Source organism: Mesorhizobium sp. CA10 (assembly GCF_020165285.1).
Lineage (GTDB): Bacteria > Pseudomonadota > Alphaproteobacteria > Rhizobiales > Rhizobiaceae > Mesorhizobium.
Map to the genome: position 1 here is coordinate 46,141 of NZ_JAIUHV010000008.1, position 15,187 is coordinate 61,327.

15 protein-coding genes and 1 pseudogene are annotated in these 15,187 nt (G+C 63.4%); 10 read left to right on the forward strand and 6 right to left on the reverse strand.

The window, feature by feature from the left end; translation table 11 throughout:
• Window positions 1-71: 71 nt before the first annotated feature.
• From LB535_RS17540 to LB535_RS17550, 3 genes are all read right to left on the reverse strand, one after another.
• Entirely contained in the window at window positions 72-329 is a 258-nt protein-coding gene (locus LB535_RS17540) for a hypothetical protein (RefSeq protein WP_040984202.1), read from the reverse strand.
• Between the two features lie 353 nt (window positions 330-682).
• Complete coding sequence (locus LB535_RS17545; RefSeq protein WP_224525208.1) at window positions 683-1,060, reverse strand: TIGR02301 family protein; 378 nt, start codon at window positions 1,058-1,060, stop codon at window positions 683-685.
• 71 nt (window positions 1,061-1,131) lie between these two features.
• Complete coding sequence (locus LB535_RS17550) at window positions 1,132-1,557, reverse strand: NUDIX hydrolase (RefSeq protein ID WP_224633101.1); 426 nt, start codon at window positions 1,555-1,557, stop codon at window positions 1,132-1,134.
• Window positions 1,558-1,674: 117 nt separating this feature from the next.
• On the opposite strand from LB535_RS17550, the gene LB535_RS17555 reads away from it, so the two are divergent.
• Window positions 1,675-2,436 carry an SOS response-associated peptidase gene (locus LB535_RS17555; protein ID WP_224633102.1) on the forward strand — a complete coding sequence of 254 codons (762 nt, stop codon included), beginning with the start codon at window positions 1,675-1,677 and terminating at the stop codon, window positions 2,434-2,436.
• A gap of 110 nt (window positions 2,437-2,546) precedes the next feature.
• Here LB535_RS17555 and LB535_RS17560 read toward each other — a convergent pair whose 3' ends face one another.
• Window positions 2,547-2,702: a hypothetical protein gene (locus LB535_RS17560; protein WP_095766957.1), complete on the reverse strand. Its 156-nt coding sequence runs from the start codon at window positions 2,700-2,702 to the stop codon at window positions 2,547-2,549.
• Between the two features lie 392 nt (window positions 2,703-3,094).
• On the opposite strand from LB535_RS17560, the gene cysS reads away from it, so the two are divergent.
• The 9 genes and pseudogenes from cysS to LB535_RS17605 all read left to right on the forward strand — a co-directional run bounded on the left by cysS (window position 3,095) and on the right by LB535_RS17605 (window position 11,148).
• On the forward strand, window positions 3,095-4,546 hold the full coding sequence (cysS, locus tag LB535_RS17565; protein WP_224633103.1) for a cysteine--tRNA ligase: 1,452 nt from the start codon (window positions 3,095-3,097) through the stop codon (window positions 4,544-4,546).
• 202 nt (window positions 4,547-4,748) lie between these two features.
• Window positions 4,749-5,154: pseudogene (locus tag LB535_RS17570) on the forward strand (endonuclease domain-containing protein).
• Complete coding sequence (locus LB535_RS17575; protein WP_224605357.1) at window positions 5,151-5,537, forward strand: VOC family protein; 387 nt, start codon at window positions 5,151-5,153, stop codon at window positions 5,535-5,537. Before LB535_RS17570 ends, LB535_RS17575 begins: the two are co-directional and overlap by 4 nt.
• A 21-nt stretch (window positions 5,538-5,558) precedes the next feature.
• Window positions 5,559-6,050: a GFA family protein gene (locus tag LB535_RS17580; RefSeq protein ID WP_095766961.1), complete on the forward strand. Its 492-nt coding sequence runs from the start codon at window positions 5,559-5,561 to the stop codon at window positions 6,048-6,050.
• Complete coding sequence (locus tag LB535_RS17585; RefSeq protein ID WP_095767181.1) at window positions 6,047-6,523, forward strand: GFA family protein; 477 nt, start codon at window positions 6,047-6,049, stop codon at window positions 6,521-6,523. The genes LB535_RS17580 and LB535_RS17585 overlap by 4 nt, the downstream gene beginning before the upstream one ends.
• Window positions 6,520-7,485: a prolyl aminopeptidase gene (gene pip / locus LB535_RS17590; protein WP_224633104.1), complete on the forward strand. Its 966-nt coding sequence runs from the start codon at window positions 6,520-6,522 to the stop codon at window positions 7,483-7,485. Before LB535_RS17585 ends, pip begins: the two co-directional genes overlap by 4 nt.
• A gap of 52 nt (window positions 7,486-7,537) precedes the next feature.
• Window positions 7,538-9,154, forward strand: coding sequence for a citramalate synthase (gene cimA / locus LB535_RS17595; protein ID WP_224633105.1), 1,617 nt, complete (start codon window positions 7,538-7,540; stop codon window positions 9,152-9,154).
• A 314-nt stretch (window positions 9,155-9,468) separates the two neighbouring features.
• Entirely contained in the window at window positions 9,469-10,398 is a 930-nt protein-coding gene (gene rarD, locus LB535_RS17600) for an EamA family transporter RarD (RefSeq protein ID WP_224633106.1), read from the forward strand.
• A gap of 63 nt (window positions 10,399-10,461) precedes the next feature.
• Window positions 10,462-11,148, forward strand: coding sequence for a glutathione S-transferase (locus LB535_RS17605; protein WP_224633107.1), 687 nt, complete (start codon window positions 10,462-10,464; stop codon window positions 11,146-11,148).
• 4 nt (window positions 11,149-11,152) lie between these two features.
• On the opposite strand, the gene LB535_RS17610 is transcribed toward LB535_RS17605, so the two are convergent.
• Together LB535_RS17610 and LB535_RS17615 are read right to left on the reverse strand one after the other, a co-directional pair.
• Window positions 11,153-12,148, reverse strand: a complete 996-nt coding sequence (locus tag LB535_RS17610) for a transporter (RefSeq protein ID WP_224633108.1) — start codon at window positions 12,146-12,148, stop codon at window positions 11,153-11,155.
• A 190-nt stretch (window positions 12,149-12,338) separates the two neighbouring features.
• A complete protein-coding gene (locus LB535_RS17615; protein WP_224633269.1) occupies window positions 12,339-14,876 on the reverse strand; it encodes an EAL domain-containing protein in 2,538 nt (845 codons plus the stop codon).
• Window positions 14,877-15,187 lie beyond the last annotated feature (311 nt).

Consider the following 15,187-nt stretch of genomic DNA (forward strand, 5'->3'; position numbering starts at 1 on the left):
GAGCGCATGGACATGATGCCCAAACGGCGCGTCAAAAGTCACTATCAAAAAGTCGCTGTCAAAACGGGTGGCTAGTGCTTCAGCCGTTCCGGCTCGAACGCGCCGGCAATCACTTTTTCCCGCATGCGGTCGAGCAGGGCAAGCGCCGAGGTCTCGCCATTGGCGCGCAACATCTCGCCGAAAGCGGTCTCCAGCGCCGCTTCGGCGATGATTTCCGGTTCGATGCCCGCCGACAGGCCCTCGGCCCACGCTTCGCTGTGGCTCTCCACGGCAGTCAGCCGCTTTTCTTCCCTGACCAAAGCGTCGATGTCGCTGACACCATGTTCCATTGCGATATCCACTTTCTACAAGCGTCGATCCGACGAGGGATCCGGCTTGGTCTGTCAGTTCGTCCGCAGTCTCAATTAAGTCTTTGTAAATACGACATTTTTACGGTCGAAATCCACATTCCGGGCGAGACTGCCCTCAATTGATGCCAAGCTTAGCCGATTAGACCGGCTTGGGGCATCGAAACCTTCAGTTTGAGTTAATTCCACAACTGCGCGCTAACGTTTCATTAATACTGTTGCGCAAGTGCAACACATGATTGCACCAGAGCGGGACAGGACACAATAAGGCACGTCACGTTGGCGCCGATTGCCCGCAACAAATCTGGGCAAAACGCGCGGCGGTCGAGCCGGTCTCAATTCCCGTAGCGGGAAGCGATGTCGCGCGACAGCGTCTCGCCTTCCTTCATGTAGCGGGCGATGGCCTCGGTCGCCGAAGGCGTGCATCGCGTGTAGGTGCCGCTGAAGGAGCGGTAGCCGCGGTTGAACGAGGCGATGAAGCGGGCGCGTCGGTCAGGATCGGGATTTTCCGATTCGAGCAGCTTTTCCATCTCGACCCGCCACTTGTCGCCCTTCTCGCCACACAGGTTGCGCAGGAAGTGCAGCGATCCCAGAACTTCCGCCAGCCGCATCAGCCCGGGCTCGAAAGGCGCCTCGGCGGCGGGCGCTGGGGACGCTGCGACGGTCATGCTGACGGCGAGGCACGCGGCGAGAAAAGCGGGAGCGCGGGTCATCAAAGCCTTGCGGTGAAAGGGCAGGGCTTTGTGGCGAAACATTTCGTCGCCTGCAAGGCCATTCTGGATGCTCACCGCCTTGTGTCTTGCGCTGACCCAAGCAATTCCTCGGCGACCGAGAACACGTCGCCCGCCAGCGGCATTCCTGCCATTTCCGCCAGCGTGTAGAACGCAGCGGTCTCGGCATCGTCGCTGGCAACGGGCTCGCCGCCGGCATAGGCAGCGCCGAACACGGTCAGCAGGTAGTCGACCGCGTGGTTTTCAGCATGGCCGTCGATATGGATGTCGCGCAGCGGCCGGTAGCCTGTCGCCTTGAGCCCGGTCTCTTCCAGCAATTCGCGCGCAGCGGCCTCCGCCAGCGTTTCGCCCGGCTCGACCTTGCCGCCGGGATAGGCATAGAGCCCTTGCGACGGTGCCCGCGCGCGCTTGACCAGAAGCACGGTGCCGCCGCGCACGACGGCGACGGAAACGGCCGGTATGATCTTGCGCTGTTCCATGCGTGCCGATCTTTCTGCAGCCTTTTGTGGATCGATTGGGCGAATCCAGCTTTAGCCGTTGCAGCCTGGCGGTTCCATCGCCACTTTCGTGGCACGTCAATCGAAGAACCCAGATCCATGTGCGGACGCTTTGCCCTGACCGCCACGCCGGACCAGACCGCCGCCTTGCTCGGCCTGGCGGAACTGGAGGAATTTCCGGCGCGCTACAACATCGCGCCAACGCAGCCGGTGCTTATGGCGCTTGCCGGGCCGCGGCGGGAGCCGGGCTCGAACCTGCCGGATCGTCAGGCGATGCTGGTGCGCTGGGGCCTGATTCCTGCCTGGGTCGAGGACACCAAGGCGTTTCCGCTGCTCATCAACGCCCGCTCCGAAGGCGTGCTGCAAAAGGCTTCGTTCAAAACCGCCATGCGCCACCGCCGTGCTCTGGTGCCGGCCTCCGGCTTTTACGAATGGCAGCAGTCGGGCGGCAAGAAGGGCCAGCCTTACTGGATCCGGCCGAAGCGAGGTGGGGTGATTGCCTTCGCGGGCCTGATCGAGACTTACTCCGAACCTGGCGGTTCCGAGATGGACACCGGTGCGATCATCACGACCGAGGCCAATGCCGGCATCGCCCATATCCACGACCGCATGCCCGTGGTGATCGAGGAGTGCGACTTCGCCCGCTGGCTCGATTGCCGCACGCAGGAGCCGCGCGACGTGCTCGATCTGCTGAAACCTGCCGAGCCCGATTTCTTCGAGGCGATTCCGGTTTCAGACCTGGTCAACAAGGTCGCCAACACCGGGCCCGAGATTCAGGAACGGGGCGTCGTCGGGCCACAGGCCGAGAAGCCCAGGCGCCAGAAGCCCGGCGCGGACGAAAACCAAATGACGCTCTTTTAGCGAAGGCTGCTCGCCTCGAGAGGCTGCTTTGGGGCCTTCATCTCCAGGGCGCTTGTTTGCGCCCTCATCGCCGGCGTCCCCATGATCGGGGACCGTGCCGGTCGTTCTTGTCAGGCGGCGCGCGGCGAGACGATCTTCTGCGTCGGCTTCTTCTTCTTCGCGGTGTGAAGAAGCGCTGCGACGATGGCCGCCGGGCCGATCGCGCGGTAGTGGCTGGCGAGAGCCGGCTGCGTTTGTCGGTCCTGTTCCTGCTTGGTGCGAGCCATGATTCTCTCCCTGATAACGGTTTCGTGTTCAGCGTTTGTCGGCTGATTCCGACCAAATCGTGACTTCTGGCGGTCTAGTCGGCGAATGTTTCATCACTGTGCCGACATGTTTAATAAAATGTTTCGGCCTGTCTTTACCTGTGACCCAACGACATGTTTCCTGAGCGGAGCGACTTGACGGCAACACCCGCCGGCGCGATAAAGCCGCCCATGAAAACGTCTTTCGCCATTTGTGGCATTTGCATTATTGGCTAGCCTCGCGCTGGTCCGGACGTTTTCGCCTCATCTTTCCCCAGATCGGAAAAAACGCCCCGGCCAGCAGGCTGGAGCCTGATTTGCGCCGTCGGCGCAGAGCCGGTTCCAGTGAACCCAAATTAAGGACCGGGAACCGCATGTCGGACGCATCGAAGGGCCTCAGCCTCTACAACACGCTGACGCGGGCGAAGGAACTTTTCGTTCCGATCGATCCGCACAACGTGCGCATGTATGTCTGCGGCCCGACCGTCTACGACTTTGCCCATATCGGCAATGCGCGTCCGGCGATCGTCTTCGACGTGCTCTTCCGTCTGTTGCGCCATCTCTACGGCGAAAGCCATGTCACGTATGTGCGCAACATCACGGATGTCGACGACAAGATAAATGCCAGGGCGCTGCGCGACTTCGGCGGCGACATCGCGGCCGGAAAGCTGTCGCTCAATGACGCGATCCGCAAGGTCACCGAGAAAACCGCCGACCAATACCACAAGGACGTCGCGGCCCTTGGCTGCCTTGAGCCGACCTACGAGCCGCGCGCCACCGAGTTCGTCGCGCCGCGGGCCGACGGCAAGGCCGACATGCTGTCGCTGATCCGGCAGCTGATCGAGCGCGGCCACGCCTATGTCGCCGGCGGCGAGGTGCTGTTCGACACCGCCTCGATGCCGGACTATGGCGAGCTCTCGAAGCGCAATCTCGACGAGCAGCAGGCTGGCGCGCGCATCGCTGTCGACGCGCACAAGAAGAACCCCGGCGATTTCGTGCTGTGGAAACTGTCGAGCCCGGAAGAGCCCGGCTGGGAGAGCCCGTGGGGCAGGGGCCGGCCCGGCTGGCACATCGAATGCTCGGCCATGTCGGCCGCCTATCTTGGCGAGGTCTTCGACATCCATGGCGGCGGCTTGGACCTGATCTTCCCGCACCACGAGAACGAGATTGCCCAATCGCGCTGCGCCCACGGTACCAGGGTCATGGCGAATGTGTGGATGCACAACGGCTTCCTGCAGGTCGAAGGCCAGAAGATGTCGAAGAGCCTCGGCAATTTCTTCTCGATCCATGAGCTGCTGGAGACCGACACTTTCGGCAGCCGCGCCTGGCCGGGCGAGGTGCTCAGGCTGGCGATGCTGATGACGCATTACCGCGAGCCGATCGACTTCTCCGTGCGCAAGCTTGAGGAAGCCGAAAACACGCTGCGCAAATGGAAGCGCGCGGCAGACCTCGCGCCTGTGGCGGCAGAAGAATTGCCGGCCGAGGTGGTGGAAGCGCTGTCGGACGACCTCGCCACCTACACCGCCTTCCAGCGGCTGACGCAGCTCGCCGGCGAGGCGGTTGAGCACACCGGTGCCAATAAGAATACTGCCGCCGCTTCGCTGAAGACCGCGCTGGCCTTCCTCGGCTTCGATACGGGCGCGGCCAAGGTGGACGAGGCGGCGGTGGCAAAGGCGATCGCGGATCGTCTGGAGTTTATCGCTGCCAAGAACTGGGCCGAGGGTGATCGAATCCGCAAAGAGCTGTTGGCACAGGGGGTGCAGCTGAAAGACGGCAAGGATCCGGTTACCGGCGAGCGCGTGACGACCTGGGAGATCAAGCGGTGAGGACGGATGTTCCTTTAGTGGAGAGGTTGGCGCGAGGCGCCCCCCTCTGCCCTGCCGGGCATCTCCCCCTCAAGGGGGGAGATCAGCAGCTTCGGCGACAGCGTCCCATCTCCAACGTTGGCGATTGGCGAAAGGCTAGGCGACATCCAATCTCCCCCCTTGAGGGGGAGATGTCCGGCAGGACAGAGAGGGGGGCCTCGCGATGACCCATCATCGGGTATCTCCCGCCAATCGCGGCAATGCGCGCAAGATGCGCAAGGCAATGACTGATGCCGAACTGAAGCTCTGGAACGAGATCAGGGCACATAGGCTCATGGGCCTGTCATTCCGACGCCAAATGCCTATCGCAGGATACATCGTCGACTTTGCCTGCCCCGACAAAAAGCTGATCGTCGAGATCGACGGCTCTCAGCACGCCCTTGAAGAAGTTTCGGCTTCCGACGCAGCACGAAGCACGAAGCACGAAGCTCGAAGCTTTAGGCTGGACCATCCTGCGCTTCTGGAACGACGACGTGATCCGCGATATCGACAATGCCTGCCAGCACATCGTCATCGTGGCCGGCCTGGCCGATGCGCCCGCGCCACAAACGGAGGAGCTCGTCCCGTGATCGATCATCTCGGCATCAATGTCTCCAACTTCGAAAAGTCCAAGTCCTTCTACGACAAGGTGATGGCGCCGCTGGGGGCTTCGCTGCTTTACATGGTGCCGGAAGAATATACCGGCGGCGCCACGGTTGGCGGCTATGGCCGCGACCGGCCGGTGTTCTGGCTGAGCGATAGCACGGACAAGCCCAAATCCACCCAGCATGTCGCCTTCACCGCCCGCAGCCGCGCCGAGGTCGACGCTTTCCATGCGGCAGCGCTTGCCGCAGGCGGCAAGGACAATGGTGGGCCGGGCCTGAGGCCGCACTACCACCCCAATTATTACGGCGCCTTCGTCTTCGATCCCGACGGCAACAATGTCGAGGCGGTCTGCCATGATGCGGAGTAAGCCCATGACCAGGAGTGAGCGATGAGCCTCGACAACCGGCCGGTCTATACAGGCGGCTGCCAGTGCGGCGCCGTGCGCTTCCGCGTCGAGGGCGCGCTGGGTGACGCTTCGGTCTGCCATTGCCGCATGTGCCAGAAGGCGAGCGGCAATTTCTATCTGCCGCTGGTCTCGGTGCGCGGCGCCACGCTCGACTGGACGCGCGGCGAGCCGAAGCGCTTCCGCTCGTCCAACGCCGTCTGGCGCGGCTTCTGCGCCGAATGCGGAACGCCGCTGACTTTCGAGGCACCGGATGGTACAGCACTGGCGATCGCCGCCTTCGATGATCCGACCGGCATCGCGCCCACCATCCAGTGGGGCATCGAAGCAAAGCTTCCCTATGTCGACGCCATCCCCAAACTGCCGTCCGAGGACACGATGGCCGATATCGCGTCTGCGCCTTACCTGGCCGAGCTCGTCTCCTATCAGCATCCCGATCACGACACCGACCAATGGCCGCCGGAGGAAAGACCATGACCGATCAAGTTCGAACAGGCGGCTGCCAGTGCGGCGCCGTACGTTTCCGCGTCCACGGCAAGCTCGGGCGCCCGTCCATCTGCCATTGCCGCATGTGCCAGAAACAGTTCGGCAATTTCTTCGGCGCGCTGGTGACGGTGCCGAAGGACGGCGTCGAGTGGACCCATGAGGAGCCGAGCTACTTTCAGTCCTCGGTCAACATCGACCGCGGCTTCTGCGCCCGCTGCGGCACGCCGCTGACCTATCGCCAGCCCGGCTCGCTGGAGATCGCCATCGGCGCTTTCGACGACCGCTCCGACCTCGCGCCGCAGATCCAGGTGAATTACGCGGTTCGCCTGCCCTGGGTGGAAAAGATCTTCGAGGCGCCGATCCTTGACGACCCCGACTTCTATCGGCGGCAGGAGCAGATCATCTCCTTCCAGCATCCCGACCACGAGACGGCCAACTGGCCGCAGCAGGGCTTGAAACTATGACGATCCACAGCGGTTCCTTGCGTACGCTCTACCCCGAGATCGAGCCGTTCGATTCCGGCATGCTCGACGTCGGCGACGGCCACACCGTCTATTGGGAGCGCTGCGGCACCAAGGGCGCCAAACCCGCCGTGTTCCTGCATGGAGGCCCGGGCGGCACCATCTCGCCGAAACACCGGCGCCTGTTCGACCCGAAACTCTATGACGTCATCCTGTTCGACCAGCGCGGTTGCGGCAAGTCGACACCCAACGCCTCGCTGGAGGCGAACACCACCTGGCACCTCGTCGCCGATATCGAGCGCCTGCGCGAGATGGCCGGCTTCGACAAATGGTTGGTGTTCGGCGGCTCCTGGGGTTCGACGCTGGCGCTCGCCTATGCCGAGACGCATCCCGAGCGTGTCAGCGAGCTCGTCGTGCGCGGCATCTACACGCTGACCCGCGCCGAGCTCGAATGGTATTATCAGTTCGGCGTCTCCGAGATGTTCCCCGACAAATGGGAGCGCTTCCTGGCGCCGATCCCGGAGGCCGAGCGCGGCGACATGATGGCCGCCTATCGCAAGCGGCTGGTCGGCTCCGACCGCAATGCTCAGGTTCAGGCCGCCCGTGCCTGGAGCATCTGGGAAGGCGAGACGATCACGCTGCTTCCCGAGCCCGAGACCAGCGACCCGTTCGCCCAGGAAGACTACGCGATCGCCTTCGCCCGTATCGAGAACCACTATTTCGTCCACGCCGGCTGGCTGGAGGAGGGGCAGCTTTTGCGCGACGCCTGGAAGCTGAAGGACATCCCCGGCACCATCGTCCACGGCCGCTATGACATGCCGTGCCCGGCGAAATATGCCTGGGCGCTGCACAAGGCCTGGCCGAAGGCTGATTTCCACCTCATCGAGGGGGCAGGCCACGCCTATTCGGAGCCCGGGATACTGGACCGGCTGATCCGGGCGACCGATCGGTTCGCGGGGAAATAGTGATGCACGTCGCTCTCCACGGCGAAGGATCGCAGCCTTTCGAGCTACAGCCATGACCAAGCAACGCCTTTACCTCTTCGACACGACTCTTCGCGACGGCCAGCAGACGCCAGGCATCGACTTTTCCGTCGAGGACAAGATCGCGATCGCCAAGCTGCTCGACGACTTCGGCATCGACTATGTCGAGGGCGGCTATCCGGGCGCCAACCCGACCGACACGACGTTTTTCCAGAAGAAACGCACTGAGAGCGCGAAATTCGTCGCCTTCGGCATGACGAAGCGGCCGGGGGTCTCGGCTTCCAACGACCCGGGGCTGGCCGCGCTGGTGCAGTCGAAGTCGGATGCCATCTGCTTCGTTGCCAAGAGCTGGGACTATCATGTGCGCGTCGCGCTCGGCTGCACCAATGAAGAGAATCTGGAATCGATCAAGACCTCGGTCGAGGCGGCGGTCGCTTCGGCCAAGGAGGCCATGGTCGACTGCGAGCATTTCTTCGACGGCTTCAAGGCCAATCCCGACTACGCGCTGGCCTGCGCCAAAACCGCCTACGATGCCGGCGCGCGCTGGGTGGTGCTGTGCGACACCAATGGCGGCACGCAGCCTTCGGAAGTGCGCGAAATCGTCGGCAAGGTGATCGCGCAGGGCATCCCGGGCGATCATCTCGGCATCCATGCCCATGACGATACCGGCCAGGCGGTGGCGAATTCCCTTGCCGCGGTCGAGGCCGGCGTGCGTCAGATCCAGGGCACGCTGAACGGCATTGGCGAGCGCTGCGGCAACGCCAATCTCATCTCCATCATCCCGACGCTTTCGCTGAAGCCCGCCTTCGCCGATCGTTTCGAGACCGGCATTTCGGCCGAGGCGCTGACCGGAATCTCCAGGCTCTCCCGCGCCTTCGACGAATTGCTCAACCGCGCGCCGGAAGCCCAGGCGCCCTATGTCGGCTCCTCCGCCTTCGCCACCAAGGCCGGCATCCACGCCTCGGCCCTGGCCAAGGAGCCGGCGACCTATGAGCATGTGCCGCCGGAAGCCGTCGGCAACCGCCGTCGCGTCATGGTCTCGGACCAGGGCGGCAAGGCCAATTTCCTCGCCGAGCTGAAGCGGCGCGGCATCGACGTGCCGAAGAACGATCACCGGCTCGACGCGCTGATTGCAGTGGTCAAGGAGCGCGAGGCTGAGGGCTATGCCTATGAGGGCGCCGACGCCTCCTTCGAGCTGCTTGCCCGCAAGATGCTGCACGGCCTGCCGGAGTTCTTCAACGTCACCTCCTTCCGCTGCATGGTCGAGCGCCGCTTCGACGCCAACGGCAATCTGAAGACCGTCTCCGAGGCGATCGTGAAGGTCGAGGTCGACGGCGAGGAGAAGATGTCGGTCGCCGAAGGCCACGGCCCGGTCAACGCGCTCGACATCGCGCTGCGCAAGGATCTCGGCAAGTACCAGAACGAGATCGTCGACCTGGAGCTCGCCGACTTCAAGGTGCGCATCCTCAACGGCGGCACCGAGGCCATCACTCGCGTCCTCGTCGAATCGCACGATTCCACTGGAGCCCGCTGGTGGACGGTCGGCGTGTCGGAAAACATCATCGACGCCTCCTTCCAGGCGCTGATGGATTCGATCGTCTACAAGCTGATGAAGAACCGCGAGATGGCCGGACTGGTGGCGGCGGAGTAGGCCGCCGCCCTTCCTCGCCCCCACAACGTGGGGGAGAGGTGTCCCGGCGCAGCCGGGACGGAGAGGGGGCGACCTTCGCGAAGCCAGAGTCGATGCAAGAGAGGGCGCGAGGTTGGTCACCAGAATGCTTACCCGAAGCGGTGATTGTCAGCCGCGGCGCTGACCCCTCTCCGTCCCGGCTTCGCCGGGCCACCTCTCCCCACTCCGTGGGGCGAGGAACTTGCGCAGCCCGTTTGAACCATCACCAAAACTCCGTTGATCCATCATAATTTTGTGATGGTCTTGGGCGCTCCGCTGGGCCATAGCGTTAGGCCATGGTCACCGCTACAGCCGATCTCGATCAGGATGCCAAGGCCCGCCGCGGCTTCCTCCTGGCGCTTGGCGCCTATTTCCTTTGGGGGCTCTTGCCCTTCTACATGAAGGCGGTGGCGCATCTGCCGCTTGCCGAGGTGATTGCCAACCGCGTCGTCTGGTCGGTGCCGATCGCCGCGGCGGTGCTCATCTGGGCCGGCCGCACCGCCGACTTCAAGGCGGCGATCCGCTCGCCGAAAAGCCTTGCCATGGCGGCGCTGACAGCAGTGCTGATCTCGATCAACTGGGGCATCTATGTCTGGGCGATCGCGGTCGACCGCACCGTCGAGACGGCGCTCGGCTATTACATCAACCCGCTGGTCAGCGTCGTCGTCGGCGCCGTGCTGCTCGGCGAACGGCTCGACAAGCTGCAGATCGCCGCGGTGGCGCTCGCCACGATCGCGGTGACGGTGCTCACAGTCGAGGCCGGCAAATTGCCATGGGTATCGCTGGCGCTCGCCTTCTCCTTTGCCGCCTATGGCTTCTTCCGCAAGACGCTGCCGATCGGCCCCAGCCAGGGCTTCCTGCTCGAAGTGCTTTTGCTTTCGGTGCCGGCGCTTTGCTACATCGTCTACCTGATCGCCACCGGCCAGGATCATTTCATCTCCAGCACCGGTGCCGACACCGCATTGCTGATCGGCTGCGGTCCGGTCACCGCAGTGCCGCTGCTGCTCTTTGCCTTCGGAGCCAGGCTGCTGCGCCTGTCCACCATCGGCATCATGCAATACATCGCGCCGACCATGGTGTTCCTGATCGCCGTGCTGATCTTCGATGAACCGTTCGGCACCACCCAGGCCATCGCCTTCGCGCTGATCTGGACGGCGCTGGCGATGTATTCATGGTCGATGTTCAGGGGCCGCGAGGTCCGCCAGCCGGCGCCCGCGATAAAGTAACCGTCCAGGGAAAGTTCGAGACGGCTTTCCGTCTAGGGTTGCGTCAAACAGGGCAGGGGACTGATGTACGTTCTGCATATCGGCAACAAGAACTATTCGTCCTGGTCGCTGCGGCCATGGCTGCTGATGCGCGTCCTCGGCATTCCCTTCGAGGAGCGGCTGACGCCGTTCCCGAGCGGATCGAGTTTCGACCTCTACCGACAATTCTCGCCTAACGGCCGGGTGCCCTGCCTGGTCGATGACGGCTGGGCGGTCTGGGATTCGCTCTCGATCGTCGAATACCTGGCCGAACGCCACCAGGGCATCTGGCCGGCGGAGGCGAAGGCGCGCGCCTGGGCGCGCTCGGCCGCCGCCGAGATGCATTCGAGCTTCACCGCGATGCGCAATGACTGCCCGATGAGCTGCGGCGTGCGCGTCGCGCCATTGCCGATGTCCGGCGCGCTGAAGCACGATATCTTCCGTATGGGAGATTTGTGGAACGACGGCCTTGCGCGTTTCGGCGGACCTTTCCTGGCCGGCGACCGTTTCGGCGCCGTCGATGCCTTCTTCGCCCCCATCGCCTTCAGGGCGCAGTCCTACGGCCTGACTTTCGAAGGCGAAGCGGCTAACTATCCGCGGCGGCTGCTCGACCTGCCGGCCATGCGCGAATGGTACGCGGCCGGACTTGCCGAGACGTGGCGCGAGCCCGGCCACGAAGCCGAAGTCCAGGCCGCCGGCGCGATCGTCGAGGATTTGCGGGCGACCGCCTGAAGCGCTACACGCGCGCCAGCCGTCGCACGAACATATAGATGATGCCGGCGATGACGACCGAGATCGCCGTCACCACCCAGAATCCCAGCGGCGTGCCGACGAGCGGCAATCCGCCGACATTCATGCCGAACAGGCCGGAGATGATGGTCATCGGCAACAGCACCGCCGTCATGACGGAGAGGATATAGAGCAACTGGTTCGACTGCTCGGTCAGCTTGGCCATCAGCTCGTCCTGCAACAGGCGCGTGCGCGCCTGCAACTGCTCGCCGTCGTGATGCAGCGTGTGCGCCCGGTGCGAGAGCCTGGTCGCCATGTCGTTGATGGGGTCGGGCAGTTCGTTGCGATGCGAATGGTCGAGATGGCGAAAGAGACTGGTGAGCGTCGCCATCTGCCGGTGGATCAGCACCAGCTGCCGGCGCGCGTCGACCAGCGCCTGGCGCTCATTGTGCCATGCATCGCACACGATGCGGTCCTCGATGCCGTCGAGCCTGTCGCCCATCTTGTCGAGCTCGGCCGCCATGCCGTCGAGCGACTGGCCCATCACCGCCTCGATCAGCTCGGCCGGCGTGCGGAATTTTCGCGTGCCGCTCTCCACCAGCTTGCGGATCTTGTCGACCGATTCCAGCGGCTGCTTGCGGGCGCCGATCAGCATCCTGTCGTTGAAGGCGAAGCGGAAATGCGTGAGCCCGCGCGCCTCGGCGAAATCGTGCCTGAGGTCGGGCAGGTCGCCATAGAGGAAGTCGTCTTCGAAATCGATCTGGCAGCCATGGCTGGGTGACAGGAAGGCATCGCGCACCGGCGCCGGCAGGGCCTGCTCGGCGCCGATCTCCTGGCGGGCGCGCATGTCTGTGATCTGGTAGCTGCGCCAGCTCCAATGCGCCTCGGCGGGATCCTTGGTGCGGCTACCGTCGGCCTTGAAATGGTAGACGAAGAACAGCCCGTGCTCGTCCGGCAAATAGGGCGAGAGGTCGGTCCCTTCGGCGGAGAGGGCGATGTTCATGGCGGGTTCGCCGGCTCTTGATGCGGTCGGGGTCGCGGGGGCGGCCACGGCAAACCTACCATGGAGGTTGCCGCCTGGTGTGACAGTTCGATGACTAGAGCTGCTGTCACTCTCGACAAGGCTGTCCTATCGTTGCTGGACAACCCGCGCGGCCGGCGGCGGTGCTGTCAACGGCGGCTCGCATCGTCCGCTATGCCGTGGCCAGCCATTTGCGCGATATGGCGAAGGTCCTGAAGGATTTTGCGTCCATCGGGCGCCCGAATGCGTAGCCTTGCAGGATGTCGCAGCCGAGGTCCTTCAGGATGCGCGCATGTTCCATCGTCTCGACGCCTTCCGCCACGACGCCAATGCCGAGCGATTTGCCGATCTCGATGATTGACGACACCAGCCGCCGCTGCGCCGCCGAGCCGGTTATCGGCGTGACGAGCTGCCGGTCGATCTTGAGACGGCTCGGTTGCAGTTTGAGCAGGCTGACGACGGATGCATGGCCCGTGCCGAAATCGTCGATCTCGATGTCGATCCCGAGTTCCTTGATGTGCTCGATGTTCCAAGCGACAAGCTCGTCATTTTCGTCCAGGAAAATCGATTCCACGAGCTCGAATGAGACGGTTCCCTCCTTGATCGGCAGCTTGCGCAGGCCGTTGATCAGGTCTTTGTCCTCCAGCCTTCGTGCCGAGACGTTGACGGAAAAGCGCGGGATGTTGAGACCGTCGCGCGACCAGCGCTGGAAATTCTCCAGCGTTTGTTCGAGGATCGTGCGGTCGATCAGCGAGACCACATTCAATTCCTCGGCCACTTTGAGGAAGATGTCGGGGGCGAGGATGCCGCGTCGTGGGTGGCGCCAGCGCGCCAGCGCCTCGACGCCGACGATCTCGAGGGTCTTGGCATCGAACTGTGGTTGGTAGTAGGCGATGAATTCGTTGCGCTCCAGCCCGCCCAGGATCTCGTCCGCGGTCTGCTTGGTCCTGACGATCTCGCTCTGCAGCTCTTCGTTGAAGAACTCATAACGATTGCGACCGCGGCTCTTGGCTCGATAGAGCGCGAGATCGGCGTTGACCAGCAGCTGCTTTGCATCGACGCCGCTAAGCGCCGCAATCCCGATGCTGACCCCGAACCGGCATTGGTGGCCGTTATAGTCGATGGGCTGGCGCATTTTATCGATGATACGATCCGCTAGCGCGGCGAGTTCGTCGTCATCGCGCCCCTGGCACACCACGACGAACTCGTCGCCGCCGATGCGCGCCACGAAGTCGCCTGCCCGGACGTTGGCTTTGATGACCTTCGAGGCATGCATGAGCATGGCGTCGCCCGCCGCATGGCCGAGCGTGTCGTTAATGTGCTTGAAGCGGTCGAGGTCGAGATGCAGCAGCGCAGTGCGATCCTCGGGCGAACTGGCCAGCATCTCGTCGAGGTAACGGCGGTTGGGCAAGCCTGTTAGCGAATCGTGCAGCGCCACATGCTCGATGCGGGCCTTGGCGGTCTTGAGTTCGGCATTCTTCGATTCGGACAATTGCCGTTCACGCACCAGATTCTCGTTGAGCAGAACGTCGCTGGTCACGTCCCATTCGGCCCCGATCATCTTCGGCGTGCCGTCGCTGTCCTGGAAGTAGCTTGCACGCGCGCGCACATGGCGGACGGTGCCGTCCGGGCGAAGCAGACGATACTGCGAGGAGTAGGGACCTTTTGCGGCCACGGCAAGGTCGAACTCGCGCTGCGCCCGCGCGATATCCTCGGGGTGGATCGCCAGTGCCCAGTCGTCATAGCCGCGCGGCTTCCCGTCGGCGGGCTTGCTGTAGATATCATTGACGCGATCATCCCACAGCAGCTCGTCGGTGACGAGGTCTTGCTCCCACACGCCGATGCCCGAAGCCTCCAGAGCCAGTTCCAGCCTCCCGGACAGGCGCCTCAATTCGGCATAGTTCTTCTGCCTTTCGCCGAACAGCCGTCCGGCCACCAGGATGGGCAGCACCACCAGCACAGCGGCGAGCGCCATGAGCGCCTGCAAGACCCGCTCGTTCTTCGGCACGGTCGGCCAACCGCCCTTGGGGATTGCCGATATCTGCCAGGAACCGAAGGGCAGCTGCACTTCTGCCGTCACCGGATTGTTCTTGACGATGTCGGCGCCGCCGAAGAAGCGCTGGCCGTCACCGCCAAGCGCATCCTTTCCGGTAAGCGCCACATCTATGTCGAGACCGGGGTCGGTGAGGCCGCTTGCGGCGTAGAGCCGATCGATGTCGATGGCCGCCGAGACAAGGCCCCAGAAGCGATCGCCGCCCCCCGCTGTCGGCACGAAGACAGGGATGCGGCCGATGAAGGCGCGCCCGCCCTGCGTGAGATCGACGGGACCGGCAAGCACCGATATGCGCTGGTCGCGGGCCCTAAGCGCCGCCAGGCGTTGCGCCTCGTTCTTGCGGTAGTCGAGCCCGATCGCCTTCTCGTTGCCCTCCATCGGATACATCAGCGAAATGACGAGATCGGGCGCGCCGCCAATGTTGCGCAGCTGCGATTTCTGCTTGAAGAGATTGGCAGCCAGGGAGGCAAATCTCTGCTGCCCCATATAGGGCTCGGTGACGATGGCCGAGACGAGGCCCTGAACCAGCTGGAGATTGCCGTTGATGTTTCCTTCCAGCTTGGCGCGGATGATGTTGACTTTGTAGAGGACGTCGGCGCGCGTGAGTTGATCGGAAACCGTTTTGTTCTGCTGGTCGACGAAGATCGCGCAGATCATGAGCACGACGAAGGCAATCGCCGCCGGCACGTTGGCGGAAGACAAGACGGCCTGCCTGATACGGCCGATGTTGAAATTTGTCGCGGTCAATTCAACCCGAATAGCTTTCCTGGACGACGCTCCGTCGATCGGAGGACGACGCGCCATCGATCGGAGTTAAAGGAAAGTGCTTAAATTAGAACTTCCATGCCCGCCTCAAGTTGCGCCATTCGCGGCCTGGAGGCTTGCCTTGAGCCAACAAACTCAAGCCATGATTAACGCCGGCTAACTGGGCCGTTCATCGCGCAAAAATCGCGATCTTCCGTTGCCTC

What these genes read in the sequence shown, in the direction of transcription:
- LB535_RS17605 (WP_224633107.1), top strand. Translation starts at nt 10,462, where the DNA reads ATGTACGTTCTGCATATCGGCAACAAGAACTATTCGTCCTGGTCGCTG.
- LB535_RS17550 (WP_224633101.1), bottom strand. Translation starts at nt 1,557, where the DNA reads ATGGAACAGCGCAAGATCATACCGGCCGTTTCCGTCGCCGTCGTGCGC.
- LB535_RS17615 (WP_224633269.1), bottom strand. Translation starts at nt 14,876, where the DNA reads ATGATCTGCGCGATCTTCGTCGACCAGCAGAACAAAACGGTTTCCGAT.
- cysS (WP_224633103.1), top strand. Translation starts at nt 3,095, where the DNA reads ATGTCGGACGCATCGAAGGGCCTCAGCCTCTACAACACGCTGACGCGG.
- LB535_RS17540 (WP_040984202.1), bottom strand. Translation starts at nt 329, where the DNA reads ATGGAACATGGTGTCAGCGACATCGACGCTTTGGTCAGGGAAGAAAAG.
- LB535_RS17545 (WP_224525208.1), bottom strand. Translation starts at nt 1,060, where the DNA reads ATGACCCGCGCTCCCGCTTTTCTCGCCGCGTGCCTCGCCGTCAGCATG.
- LB535_RS17585 (WP_095767181.1), top strand. Translation starts at nt 6,047, where the DNA reads ATGACCGATCAAGTTCGAACAGGCGGCTGCCAGTGCGGCGCCGTACGT.
- LB535_RS17560 (WP_095766957.1), bottom strand. Translation starts at nt 2,702, where the DNA reads ATGGCTCGCACCAAGCAGGAACAGGACCGACAAACGCAGCCGGCTCTC.
- LB535_RS17610 (WP_224633108.1), bottom strand. Translation starts at nt 12,148, where the DNA reads ATGAACATCGCCCTCTCCGCCGAAGGGACCGACCTCTCGCCCTATTTG.
- LB535_RS17555 (WP_224633102.1), top strand. Translation starts at nt 1,675, where the DNA reads ATGTGCGGACGCTTTGCCCTGACCGCCACGCCGGACCAGACCGCCGCC.
- cimA (WP_224633105.1), top strand. Translation starts at nt 7,538, where the DNA reads ATGACCAAGCAACGCCTTTACCTCTTCGACACGACTCTTCGCGACGGC.
- LB535_RS17580 (WP_095766961.1), top strand. Translation starts at nt 5,559, where the DNA reads ATGAGCCTCGACAACCGGCCGGTCTATACAGGCGGCTGCCAGTGCGGC.
- rarD (WP_224633106.1), top strand. Translation starts at nt 9,469, where the DNA reads ATGGTCACCGCTACAGCCGATCTCGATCAGGATGCCAAGGCCCGCCGC.
- pip (WP_224633104.1), top strand. Translation starts at nt 6,520, where the DNA reads ATGACGATCCACAGCGGTTCCTTGCGTACGCTCTACCCCGAGATCGAG.